Origin of the sequence: Vibrio sp. MEBiC08052 (assembly GCF_001506075.1) — a bacterium.
Lineage (GTDB): Bacteria > Pseudomonadota > Gammaproteobacteria > Enterobacterales > Vibrionaceae > Vibrio.
Map to the genome: position 1 here is coordinate 2934701 of NZ_KQ947475.1, position 12540 is coordinate 2947240.

The window sequence follows — 12540 nt, forward strand, 5'->3', positions numbered from 1 at the left end:
ATGTACATCTTGGGGATCTCTGCATTCTATCATGATAGTGCCGCCTGTCTGATTCTCAACGGTGAAATCATTGCAGCTGCGCAAGAGGAAAGATTCACCCGGAAAAAACATGACGACAGTTTTCCTGTCAATGCGGTTCAATATTGTGTTACAGAAGCAAACATTACAGCTTCTGAGATTGATTATGTTGTTTTTTATGAAAAACCGTTGATTAAATTTGAGAGACTCCTAGAGACATATCTGGCATTTGTTCCTCATGGTTTCAGCAGCTTCCGTTTAGCGATGTCATTGTGGATGGAGGGAAAACTATTCCAAAAGTCACTTCTCATTGATGGACTATGCCACGCATTTGAATCTCGTATTAATTGGAAAGAAAAACTCCGATTCTCAGAGCATCACCTATCTCATGCTGCAAGTGCTTTTTTTCCTTCACCATTTGAACGGGCAGCAGTATTAACACTCGATGGTGTTGGTGAGTGGACGACAACATCTTTGGCTATCGGTCATGGGAATCAATTAAACATCATAAAAGAGATGCACTTCCCTCACTCTCTTGGGCTGCTTTATTCATCGTTTACTTATTATCTCGGTTTTAAAGTCAATTCCGGTGAATACAAAATGATGGGATTAGCCCCCTATGGAATGCCTAAATATACTCGCCTTATCAAAGAAAAATTGATCACGATTGGCGAGGATGGCAGCTTTCATCTGGATATGCGCTATTTTAACTATTGCTCTGGGTTGACCATGACAAATAAGCGCTTTCATGACCTTTTCGGAGGACTTCCACGAAGACCGGAATCGACAATTACCCAGCGAGAAATGGATATTGCTGCATCGATTCAAAAAGTCACAGAAGAAGTCATTACCAAATTAGCCCGCTCTATTGCCCAGGAAACAGGTGAGCGAAACTTATGCCTCGCTGGAGGTGTAGCACTAAATAGTGTCGCTAATGGCTTGATTTTGAGAGAAAAAATATTTGATAATATATGGATCCAACCCGCTTCAGGAGATGCAGGGGGCGCTTTGGGCGCGGCACTTGCGTATTGGCATATTCATCATCAAGGGGAACGCCGTTGCACCTCGGCACTGCATGACCATATGCAAGGTAGCTATTTAGGACCGGCTTATTCAGATCATGTGATAGAACAAACGTTGAATAAACATGGGGCGAGATACGATAAACTGACGACAGACGAATTGATCAATAAAGTCGCGCTCCTGTTAAGGGAAGGAAAAGTCATCGGATGGATGCAAGGGCGAATGGAATTCGGTCCCAGAGCACTTGGTGCAAGAAGTATCCTTGCCGACCCGAGAGCCCCAGCTATGCAGAAAAAACTGAATCTTAAAATTAAATTCAGAGAAAGTTTCAGACCATTCGCCCCCAGTGTTTTAAGGGAACATATGGCAGACTGGTTCATGCATGATATTGATAGCCCATATATGTTATTGGTCGATCATATAAATACTGACAAACAGTATAAGGCTAACGATAGTGAAGCGACGGGGATAAAAAAACTACATTTTTCCAGATCTGTCATTCCTGCAGTAACACATGTGGATTATTCAGCTCGTATACAGACCGTCCATCACAACACCAACCCTAAGTATTACGCATTAATTAAGCGTTTCTACGAATTAACAGATTGTCCGGTTATCGTAAATACTTCATTCAATATTCGTGGCGAGCCAATTGTATGTACACCAGAAGATGCTTTCCGATGTTTCATGGGGACAGAGATGGATATTTTGGCCATCGGAAATTATCTGCTGATAAAAGATGAGCAAGATATATCACTGAGAAACGACTATGTGGGCCAGTATGAGCTGGATTAAGCTGATATCAATCAACCTCTTCGTCCTTATTGTTCTGCTCTTACTTTTGGAAGGAGGCGCTCGACTTGCATGGACATTGAAAACCTGTATGGCAGGAATGTGTGATTATAGTCGGTTAAATCACCTAGCAGTACGAGAACTGCCTGAAGATGTGAAAATTGATTTTCTCGAAACAAATCAACAGCTAGGTTATATACCGACACCGGGATTCAATCGAATCATCAACTTCCGTCATTGGCCTCAAGTCAAAGTTTCAATTAATGAAGATGGTTATAGAAATAATGACAATAACGGTATTAACACTCATTCCATTCTCGCAGTCGGAGATTCTTTTACATTTGGCGATCAAGTATCGAACCATAATACTTGGCCATCATATCTTGAACGAAGTTTAAACAAAGGCATAACAAACGCAGGCGTATCGGGCTATGGTGCTGCTCAAGCCGTCAAACGTGCAGAAATAATATTAAAATCAAATCACTATGATACTGTGATTTTATCTGTTTTATTGAGTGATGACTTCCACAGAGATCAACTGGATTACTTTTCCGGTTTCCCCCGCCCAGCAGTTATCATCAACCACGGTATTGTTGAGTGGGCACCGTTATCATCACTGGATGCACAAGGAAGTAAATGGAATCCGGTCCCATTGTCTCCCTCTCTCACGTTCCTCAAATACGCTTGGCGCTACTCGATCATTGCCGCAACCCTTATAGACAGAATATCTGCCATAAAAAATATATCCATTGACTGGACCGGCCGCCGTTTAACGCGAAAACATCCCGACTCAGCAACAATTGATGCAATCATCAATTTCACATTCGAAAAGCTATCACTTTTACCTGTTGCTGAAAAATATGTTCTATTTCAATATTCACAAGGTGATCTCTTCAATCCTAAAATTGAAAAAATTCGTCATATGGCGACAAACGCAGCACGACGTCGGCATATAAACATTTTAGACAGTTTTGATTATTTGAAAGCGGCTACCGAAGTATCTTCAAGCCCCATATGGGATAGGCATCATACGGTCTACGGTAATCAACTTGTCTGTCAGTTTGTAGCATCCAACATAAAGTCGAAATAACTCACCTAGCGAGCAAGAAGCAAGAAGCAAGAAGCAAGAAGCAAGAAGCAAGAAGCAAGAAGCAAGAAGCAAGAAGCAAGAAGCAAGAAGCAAGAAGCAAGAAGCAAGAAGCAAGAAGCAAGAAGCAAGAAGTTGGAGCGGGCAGCGGGAATCGAACCCGCATCATCAGCTTGGAAGGCTGAGGTAATAGCCATTATACGATGCCCGCGCATCGAGATGACGGTGTTAATATGCCACAATCGACGAAAAAGAAAAGGGCTATTTACAAAAAATCAGTTTGATTGCACACTTCATAATCAAATTAATTTCAATTGGTTATCATACAACCAACCATTCGTGATCCAACTTATATCCCACATCAATAATCAATCCATCACATATTGGTATACATTGGACCACCACCACCTTCCGGAGGTGTCCAGGTTATATTTTGAGCCGGGTCTTTGATGTCACATGCCTTACAATGGAGGCAGTTCTGTGCATCAATGACAAACCGTTTTTCCTCATTTTCTTCCACAATGTTATAAACACCGGCAGGACAATACCTTTGTGCCGGCTCACCATACACCGCAAAATTTTCTGCCAAGGGAATTTGTGGATCCCGTAATCGAAGATGACAGGGCTGGTCATGCTCATGAGAGACTTTGGCGATATAGACAGAAGAAGACCGATCAAAACTCAACTTTTGATCCGGTTTGGCGTAGTTGATCGGCTGGCATTGACTCACCGGTAGTAATTGAGCGTGATCGGCTTGATTATCTCGAATGTGCCACGGCAGACGACCACGGAATATATTCTGATCGATAGAATTAAATAATCCGCCGCCTAAAGGACCAAATTGATGCATCGCTGCACTGCTATTTCTCGCCGCATACAGCTCTTCATGTAACCAAGAATGTTGCAGATTATCGGTAAATGACGTTAAATCAGCGCCTTGAATCTCCTGCAAAAGTGCGGGATAAACCGTTTCCGCTGCCAACATCCCAGATTTCATAGCGGTATGAATCCCTTTCAGTTTCGCACCATTCAACACACCCGCTTCACAGCCAATCAATAGACCTCCGGGAAAAGTCATCTTAGGCAATGCATGATATCCCCCTTTGGTTAAGGTTCTGGCACCGTATGATAACCGTTGCCCACCGCGGAGATACCGGGCAATCTCAGGATGATGTTTCATCCGCTGAAATTCATCAAACGGGCTCAAGTAAGCGTTCTTGTAATTCAAGTCAACCACCAGACCGACAGCAACCTGACAATCATCAATAAAATAGAGAAAGCCACCGCCATTCGCCTGACGATCCAAAGGCCAGCCAAAGTGATGGATCACCTGCCCCAATTGATGACGTTCAGGTTCAATCTGCCAAACTTCTTTTAATCCTAAGCTAAAATGCTGTGTATCAGCATCCCGATCCAGTGTATAACGCTCAAGCAGTTGTTTACCAAGATGTCCCCGACTTCCTTCCGCGAATAACGTATATTTACCGCGTAACTCGATCCCGGGCATGTGTTGAGATTTGGGCTCTCCCCGGGCATTTAATCCCACATCCCCCGTGATTACCCCACAAACTTCATTCCGTTCGTTGACGAGCAACTCAGATGCGGTAAACCCGGTGAAAATTTCCACACCAAGTTGTTCAGCCTGACTGGCTAACCACTGACAGAATTTTCCTTGCCGAATCAGATAACTCCCCTGATGATGCATATTCCGGGGCACAAAAAGGTTGGGAATGTGCCAAGACTTATGTTCATCTCTGAGATAAAGTAGTGCTTCCTGCTTTACTTGGGTGATAAGTGGCACATCTTGCTGTTGCCAGTCGGGAAAAAGCTCATCCAAGGCGCGGCTTTCCATAATTGCCCCTGATAAAGCATGAGCCCCGATGTCAGCCCCTTTTTCAATCAGACAAACGTTCAGTTCGTGATTTTCCGCTTGTGCCAGTTGCATCAGACGACAGGCTGCAGATAAACCGGCGGGCCCGCCACCAACAATCACAACATCAAATTCCAGAACTTCTCTCATTGATTTCCCTTACTTCTCATATGATGAATTATTGTGGCCGGCCCAAGTCCCTTACTCCATTTTTTCAATCAGTTCAGGCAGCACATCCATACAGTCTGCAACAAGCACATAATCCGAGGACTGAAATATCGGCGCATCTGCATCATTGTTGATTGCCACAATCGTTTTGGCATCTTTAACACCAGAGGTATGCTGAATCGCACCGGATATACCGACAGCAATATACAAATCCGGCGCGATCACTTTCCCGGTCTGCCCAATTTGTAGATCATTGGCGGTGAACCCGGCATCTACTGCTGCACGTGTTCCTCCGATCGCAGCACCAAGCTTATCGCCCAGAGTCTCCAACAACGCGAAATTGTGTTCATTGCCCAACCCGCGACCCCCACCAATCACAATACGTGCCGATGACAATTCCGGACGAGACGATTCAATCTGCTGATGGCTGATTACTTGTGAAAGTTGAACGTCCTCTGTGACCGGAACTTGAACAACGGTAGCAGCACCGCCCATATCAGCACTTGCAGGGAAAGCGGTTGTTCTTATGGTCATCATTTTGATCGGATCAACCGATTGGATCGTGGCGATCGCACTCCCCGAATAAATCGGTTTGCGAAAAATGTCGTCACTCTCGATATCAATCACTTCCGAGATGAAAGAAACATCCAGCAATGCAGCAGCTCTGGGTAAAAAGTTTTTGGAAAATGACGTCGCAGCAGCGACGATATGGGTATAGTCTCTCCCGATACCTGCAATGAGATTGGCAATATTTTCAGCAGATGCCCCAGCATCAGCAACGAGAACCGTCGCTACATTCCCCAACTGAGCCGCTTGCTCAACCACCGACTCACAATGACGACCAACAATGAGTAAATGGATGTCATCACCGATTTGTTTGCCAGCCCCGACCGCATGGAAGGTCGCATCACCTAATTTGAGATGATCGTGCTCTGCAATAATCAAAATAGTCATCAGATTACCCTCGCCTCATGTTTCAATTTACTCACCAGCTCATCCACATTTTCGACGCGAATACCCGCTCGTTGACCGCTCAGCGATGCAACATTAATCAGACGGGTTCGCCGATGCATCGCAACATTCAAGCTCTCTGCGGCAATCGATTCTATGGGTTTTCTGCGGGCTTTCATGACATTAGGAAGCGAAGCGTGACGGGGTTTATTTAACGGTAAGTCAGCAGTCAACACTGCTGGAAGCGTGAGCCGGATAACCTGTTGGCCATGATCGACCTCTCGCGTGACAAGGGCTGAATCGGGTTTAAACTCAATCTTTGAAGCAAATGTGCCCTGAGCAATGCCGAGCAGACCAGCCAACATCTGACCGGTTTGATTATTGTCACTATCCACCGACTGTTTACCGGTAAATACCACTTGCGGCTGCTCTTTCTCGACTATTTTGGCTAATAGCTTCGCAATAATCAGCGGCTCCAAATGATCTTCCGACTCGATATGAATCGCGCGATCTGCCCCCAGAGCGAGAGCCGTTCTCAGTTGTTCCTGACATGGCAGCGTTCCGACAGAAACAGCAACGATTTCTGATATCACCCCAGCTTCTTTATGCTGTATTGCTTCTTCTAATGCAATTTCGCAATAGGGATTCAACACCATTTTGGCATCTGATAAATCAACGTCACGTTGATCACTTAGCACACGAACCGCCAACGACGGATCCGCGACTCGTTTGATTGCTACTAATGCTTTCATATACCTAGCCTTATTCGTGAACTGACTTGCTCAGAGTCCTAATTTTCTGGCGATAATGCCTCTCTGAATATCATTCGATCCGGAGAAAATTCTTGAAGGAACGGCATCCAGTAATAACTGCATGATTCCCATTTCTTTTTCGATTGCGGAACCGCCAAACGTCTGAATGGCATCCAACCCACACTGCACAGCGGATTCAGAGATAACCAATTTGCTCATTGCAATTTCTAACTCGCTATCTTTACCTTGGTCATAAAGCCAGCCTGCGCGGTACAGCAGTAAACGCGATGTGTCCAGATTGATCTTCATATCAACGATCCGGTTGGATACCGATTGGTTTTGAGCAATCGCCCGACCAAATTGTTTGCGTTCCTGCGCATGAAGAATCACTCTTTCAAGCATTCGCTCCATCGCACCTACGTAATACGCGAACAAGCATCCTTTTTCCCAAATCATCGAATCATAGAACATCGCGCCTCCGGCACCTTCACCGCCGACACGATGAGATTCAGGGACGAAAACATTCTGTAAGTAAACTTCTGACCACAAGCAAGTTCCTAAGCCATCTTTGGCATGGTGACTCCCGACAATCAGTCCTTCAGCATCTTTCGGTACCAAAAAGGCACTCACGCCTAAGAATCCCATTGCCGGATTAGTTTTTGCGTATACCAAGAAGTAGTCCGCGACAGGTGCATTCGAGATAAAGCATTTTTTTCCATTTAAACAATAACCATCCGGTACACGTTCCGCGGTCGATTTCATCCCATAAATATCAGAGCCGGCTTCAGGTTCGGTCGCGGCGTTTGCCATAATGCAAGAGCCGTCAATCAGTCTCGGCAGATAGGTTTGTTTGAGGGTTTCACTGGCAAAACTACTGAAAGGAACCACACAGGCAAATAAGTGAGCAGAAAGCGAGAACGCCAGCCCTAAATCACTACAGCCTTTACCCAAAGCTTCGACCATGAGCATGGTTTCCAGTGTTGATAAACCACTCCCCCCATCCGCTTCCGCAATAGGGAGGCTTGCATAGCCAAACTGTGCGGCTTCCTCCCATAACTGACGATCAAAAGCGTGATTAGCCATACGTTCAGCTGCACCAGGTTCTAAAACATCCGATGCAAAACGGAGTGCTGTATCATAAAGCTCTATTTGTTGCTTTGTTAACTCAAAGTTCATGCTTATATCCTTATTCGGAATGAATTACCAAAACGGTGAGGACAACATCCATTAAAATAAGTGCAGCACGATAAAATTACATTTATACTGTCTAAATGTAATTTCAGCTTATGAGATTATTTCTTATTTTCATCAGAGATTGATAGGTAATATTCATCAATCATTTAATTATAAAAACCTAACCTGTCCGTCGATATGTCGGTTTAAACCTGCACTTTATTATTAAATATCAGGAAGTGTCTGAATTTAAATTATTAATATGGTAATCATCATAAACACACATTTTTCGATATAGCTAGTCATACCTGTCATATGTTCAGCGTGGCGCACATATTTAGTTATATTTTTAATATATAAATATCAATAGCAATCGTACAATTTATAAATCTTAGTATTTAAATTAGTGTTTTTATTCTATATCAGGTGCAGATAACAATTAATGAACAATTCCGTTTCAAATAATTTAAATCTATAGACTGTATAATATTTTCATGAAGAAACAATGACACTTATCGAAAAATATATGAGCGTGTTAAAATAAGAGCCGCCCTTAAAAATACATCGGCGACTCATTTTTAGAATTGTATAATTCGTTACCTTATTGCTCCGCAACTATCCGCTAAGTGAGCCGTTCCAACTTGACTAATATCGCTGTTTCAGGGTCCAGAATCGGCAATGTAATCCCGACTTCCCGGCACCAAGAACCAGAGACCTCACACCCCGAAAACGTCCATTGCGGCTGAGTATGAACAATATTTTCATAAAATGATGGTTTATCCAGAATAGAGAGCCGGTATGTCGCCTGCTCATCTAAACCGGGAATTCTTAAATTGCCGCTCAAGGCATGGGTCGGCATTGCCAATTGTGCAATCAGCACAACCGCCTCAGACTGATCTGCAGCAACCACCGCTTGAGCCTGATGCGCTTCATCATCCGTCGGAATTCGCCAGTTGGTTCCGGAATGGAGCAAAGGTCGTAAAGATTGATGAAGTGCCACATAACGTGCAAAATTTTCTTTCTCAGTCACCTCTTCTTTCACAGGGTCAAGCTCGATACCCATATGACCGAACAGCGCAGTCAACCCACGAAATTCAATACTGTGACGCCGACGCGTACTGTGACAATGACCGGTCCCGATATGGCTACCCATCACTTCAGGTGGGAAAAAGTAGCTCATACCACGCTGAATTCGTTGCCGCTCCAATGCATCATTATTATCGGACGGCCAGAATCGATCCATACGTTTGAGGATTTCATAATCAATGCGTCCCCCACCGGAAGCACAAGATTCGATGCTCACATGAGGAAATTGCGCCCGTAACTGATCCACCAACGCATAAAATCGCTCAGTCTGCCGAACGCCCGATGCCCTTCCCTGATGTCCGGGTTGAACAATTTCGCGATTCATATCCCATTTAATATAAGCAATATTATATTGACTCAAAAAATAACACAGCCTTTGATATAAATAATTAAATGCATCGCTATTTTGTAAATCAATCGCGTACTGATTCCTTCCCGTCGGCTGCTCATACCCCTCTACCGCCAATAACCAATCGGGATGAGTTCGGTAAAGCTCAGAATTTTTATTGATCATCTCCGGTTCAAACCAAAGGCCAAATTCCATTCCCAACTGATTGACATGCTCGATAATCGGTTCAAGACCATCGGGATATTTATTTTCATCTAAAAACCAGTCTCCCAATGCAGCTGTATCATCATTGCGTGCCCTGAACCAACCATCATCAATAATAAAACGCTCGACGCCTAATTTTGCGGCCTGAGTTGCCATTGACATAATATATTCAGGCTCATGATTAAAATAGATGCCTTCCCATGTATTGAGATGAACAGGCCGAGGTTTTGCAATAAAATCAGGTGAATATATTGAATGACGGACATAGGCGTGGAACTGTTGACTCATCCCATTTAATCCTTGATCACTGTAACTCGCATACAACCATGGCGTCGTCAGACTTTCTCCCTCTTCCAGCGTCACTTCACCCGGTAAATAGATCACTTCAGCCTGCATATAGCGCCGGCCATCCGCTTTCACATCGACACGGAGCCGATGATTACCGCTCCATGCAAAGTGAAATCCCCAGACATCGCCATGCAATTCATCAAAATGCGGTGAACCGGCAACCAGTGCCGGATAGTGCTCATGAGAGGTTCGCCCGCGCCGATTTTCTTGCTGGTAACCGCCTTGAAGCAATGGCTGGCGCTCCGTCTGAAACTCTTTCACCCAACGTCCGTAGAATGTCATCAGCTCTTTCGCTCTCGCGGGTAATGGCAATGTATTGGCAAAACGATTGACCTGATACGTGCCAGACTTGATATTCGTTAGTTGATGGCGAGTTTTCACCACATCATGTTCATCGAGATGGATTTCCGTGCTCAGACGCAAGCCTGCCAACGGGTCCTCACTTTCAAGATGCAGTGTCTGTCCTTTTAATGCTTTCTCTCCTCCCTGCGACGTCTGTCCCTGTAAAAAATTCTCTTTTAACGTCTGTCCTTTCTGCACTTTTTTCAGGGTAAAAACCGGAGACCAGTCTTGACCATTGCGATGTCCTTCGAGACCAGGACTACTGAACACCCCTCGCCCCAATTCAGGTGACAGGGTCATCGCAACATCCGTATCCAGACGGCCATAAGGGATAGGACGATACAAAGACGAGCGGCAACGCTCGATATCACCGCTCACCTTATTTCCCCAATACAGTATTTCTGCAAACTCTCCCAACTCAATCATTAACTGAGTCTGCTTGCCGGTTAATTCAATCAGTTCTCGCTCTTTCATCACTAATCACTCTTTCGTTTTGTTAGCGCGGTGTGTTGTCACATCAGGCAAATCATCGTTGTGAACAAATTAATGAACTCTGGCATGGTCAGCAAATCATGTTCAGCGCATATATCACAAAATCTTACTTTTCCGGATAATATGACAAAATTATCAAACCATATGATGGACTTTAATCACTCGGAAATCATAATATATCTTGATGATATTACTTACAGTACAAACGCATCTGGTGTGTTGAATCCACGATGTCATCACCCCTTACTTTTAAGCACTCGGGGATGGCCTGTTTATGCAGATAAAGATGTTCATACAGATAGAAATGTTCTTACAGATACGGAGATAACAACATGGATGAACCATTCATCCACTTACCGGACAATCACAATACTCCGGCAGATCCTGATCATCATGGCCCATTGCTTGACGGTGAAGCAGAATTAAGTTTTGAGCTGCGTCAGCCCTTTTATATGAAGGAATATCACTGGCACCAGCAAATCGAAGTGAATATTGTTTATCAGGGGGCATTGGCGTATACGTTCAATCATACCAATGTATTGATAGAAAGCGGTCAAATGGCTGTGTTCTGGGCTGTCACTCCGCACCGGGTTAAGCAAACCAGTGATAATGCACTCATGGGAATTATCAATATTCCTCTCAACATGTTTTTAAGCTGGCCACTACCTCAGGAATTTGTGCAACAGGTCATGAATGGCGGTGTAATTTCTGCTTGTCATACTGACGTCGTCAGTTTTGCAGAGAACCAACGCTGGATGGGGGCGTATCGGGAAGGGCATGCGGTTCGTAATCAAATTGTTCAAGAAGAGATCTTCTTAATGCTGCGCCGGCTTTGCTCCTATGACTATCATGTTGAAATGTTTAATTTCATGCGGGAGACCCCATTCCGTCATGCCAATTACACCGGCTATAAAAATGTTCAGTTAATGCTTGATTATATTGCAAATAACCACAACAAGGATATTAAGGTTGAAGATATCGCGTCTCATGTAAAACTCCATCCCAAATATGCCATGAGTCTATTTAAAAATATGCTCAGTGTTTCCATCAAACAATACTTAATTATTATGCGTATCAATCATGCCAAAGTGTTACTCGGCAATACCCGTCACCCGATTAAAAATATTGCGACCCATAGTGGTTTTAAACATCCTAGCTCATTTTTTGCAGCATTCAGAAACCATACCGGAATGACTCCACAAGCATTTCGAGAGCAAAGTCAGCAACAAACTGTATTGTAATTGATTCAGGTAAATACTCGGGCTTTGAAGCGTAACAGGCCAAAAAATGCCCATCACATAGGAATAGATCAATCAGGGAAAATGAGAAAAACTGGAGCGGGCAGCGGGAATCGAACCCGCATCATCAGCTTGGAAGGCTGAGGTAATAGCCATTATACGATGCCCGCATATCGGCTTGAGGTCGATAAGATGCCATAACTGAAAAAAAAGAAAAGCGCTTTTTATCTAAAACCCGTTTGTTTGTACACTTCATCAGCAAATCAATATCAATCGGTTAGCGAATAACCATAATAATAGTAATTTTAATATCGACCACTGGTCGGACTGCAAAAGTTTCCGCACCGCGATCATTTGACTACAATAACACTGAGTACCATAGTGATATACACCATCATCGATAGGAGGAGGTGCAATATGAACATTCGCGATCGTATTGAATCACTTGAGCAGCAGATCTATGTTGCTTGCTCCGAAGGTGATTACCAAACCGTTAATCATCTGGAACAACAATTAGAACATTTGCAGGGCATCGTAGAACATTCAATGAATGATGAAGGCCCATATACACTGGAAGGCAAAGACTTCTTAGATGATGACTGGCGGTAATCACAGAAGGATCGACTTTGGCACGATATGCCCGAATA

9 protein-coding genes and 2 tRNA genes are annotated in these 12540 nt (G+C 43.9%); 4 read left to right on the top strand and 7 right to left on the bottom strand.

Translation table 11 applies throughout. The features are described from left to right. Both VRK_RS12840 and VRK_RS12845 read left to right on the top strand, forming a co-directional pair. Positions 1 to 1836, top strand: coding sequence for a carbamoyltransferase family protein (locus VRK_RS12840; RefSeq protein ID WP_059121733.1), 1836 nt, complete (start codon positions 1 to 3; stop codon positions 1834 to 1836). Further along, positions 1823 to 2923: an SGNH/GDSL hydrolase family protein gene (locus tag VRK_RS12845; RefSeq protein WP_157371911.1), complete on the top strand. Its 1101-nt coding sequence runs from the start codon at positions 1823 to 1825 to the stop codon at positions 2921 to 2923. Before VRK_RS12840 ends, VRK_RS12845 begins: the two co-directional genes overlap by 14 nt. 133 nt (positions 2924 to 3056) lie before the next feature. Here VRK_RS12845 and VRK_RS12850 read toward each other — a convergent pair. From VRK_RS12850 to VRK_RS12875, 6 genes are all read right to left on the bottom strand, one after another. After that, positions 3057 to 3131 (bottom strand) — tRNA-Gly (locus VRK_RS12850). Positions 3132 to 3296: 165 nt separating this feature from the next. Further along, positions 3297 to 4940 (bottom strand): electron transfer flavoprotein-ubiquinone oxidoreductase, encoded by a 1644-nt coding sequence (locus tag VRK_RS12855; RefSeq protein ID WP_059121735.1) that lies wholly within the window; start codon positions 4938 to 4940, stop codon positions 3297 to 3299. Between the two features lie 51 nt (positions 4941 to 4991). Continuing rightward, a complete protein-coding gene (locus VRK_RS12860; protein WP_059121736.1) occupies positions 4992 to 5912 on the bottom strand; it encodes an electron transfer flavoprotein subunit alpha/FixB family protein in 921 nt (306 codons plus the stop codon). Further along, entirely contained in the window at positions 5912 to 6661 is a 750-nt protein-coding gene (locus VRK_RS12865) for an electron transfer flavoprotein subunit beta/FixA family protein (RefSeq protein WP_059121737.1), read from the bottom strand. The genes VRK_RS12860 and VRK_RS12865 overlap by 1 nt, the downstream gene beginning before the upstream one ends. A 30-nt stretch (positions 6662 to 6691) precedes the next feature. Further along, positions 6692 to 7837 (bottom strand): prodigiosin MBC biosynthesis dehydrogenase PigA, encoded by a 1146-nt coding sequence (locus VRK_RS12870; protein ID WP_059121738.1) that lies wholly within the window; start codon positions 7835 to 7837, stop codon positions 6692 to 6694. A 619-nt stretch (positions 7838 to 8456) separates the two neighbouring features. Then, on the bottom strand, positions 8457 to 10637 hold the full coding sequence (locus VRK_RS12875; RefSeq protein ID WP_197413103.1) for an alpha-galactosidase: 2181 nt from the start codon (positions 10635 to 10637) through the stop codon (positions 8457 to 8459). Positions 10638 to 10987: 350 nt separating this feature from the next. Between VRK_RS12875 and melR the strand changes: the two genes are divergently transcribed. Continuing rightward, a complete protein-coding gene (gene melR / locus VRK_RS12880) occupies positions 10988 to 11896 on the top strand; it encodes a transcriptional regulator MelR (protein ID WP_059121740.1) in 909 nt (302 codons plus the stop codon). 92 nt (positions 11897 to 11988) lie between these two features. Here the strand turns inward: melR and VRK_RS12885 are convergent. Continuing rightward, positions 11989 to 12063 (bottom strand) — tRNA-Gly (locus VRK_RS12885). A gap of 247 nt (positions 12064 to 12310) precedes the next feature. Between VRK_RS12885 and VRK_RS12890 the strand changes: the two genes are divergently transcribed. Continuing rightward, a complete protein-coding gene (locus VRK_RS12890) occupies positions 12311 to 12502 on the top strand; it encodes a hypothetical protein (RefSeq protein ID WP_059121741.1) in 192 nt (63 codons plus the stop codon). The last annotated feature ends 38 nt before the right edge of the window (positions 12503 to 12540 follow it).

Coding starts and splice junctions, on each gene's coding strand:
- VRK_RS12875 (WP_197413103.1), bottom strand. CDS start 10,637: ATGAAAGAGCGAGAACTGATTGAATTAACCGGCAAGCAGACTCAGTTA.
- melR (WP_059121740.1), top strand. CDS start 10,988: ATGGATGAACCATTCATCCACTTACCGGACAATCACAATACTCCGGCA.
- VRK_RS12890 (WP_059121741.1), top strand. CDS start 12,311: ATGAACATTCGCGATCGTATTGAATCACTTGAGCAGCAGATCTATGTT.
- VRK_RS12855 (WP_059121735.1), bottom strand. CDS start 4,940: ATGAGAGAAGTTCTGGAATTTGATGTTGTGATTGTTGGTGGCGGGCCC.
- VRK_RS12845 (WP_157371911.1), top strand. CDS start 1,823: ATGAGCTGGATTAAGCTGATATCAATCAACCTCTTCGTCCTTATTGTT.
- VRK_RS12870 (WP_059121738.1), bottom strand. CDS start 7,837: ATGAACTTTGAGTTAACAAAGCAACAAATAGAGCTTTATGATACAGCA.
- VRK_RS12865 (WP_059121737.1), bottom strand. CDS start 6,661: ATGAAAGCATTAGTAGCAATCAAACGAGTCGCGGATCCGTCGTTGGCG.
- VRK_RS12860 (WP_059121736.1), bottom strand. CDS start 5,912: ATGACTATTTTGATTATTGCAGAGCACGATCATCTCAAATTAGGTGAT.
- VRK_RS12840 (WP_059121733.1), top strand. CDS start 1: ATGTACATCTTGGGGATCTCTGCATTCTATCATGATAGTGCCGCCTGT.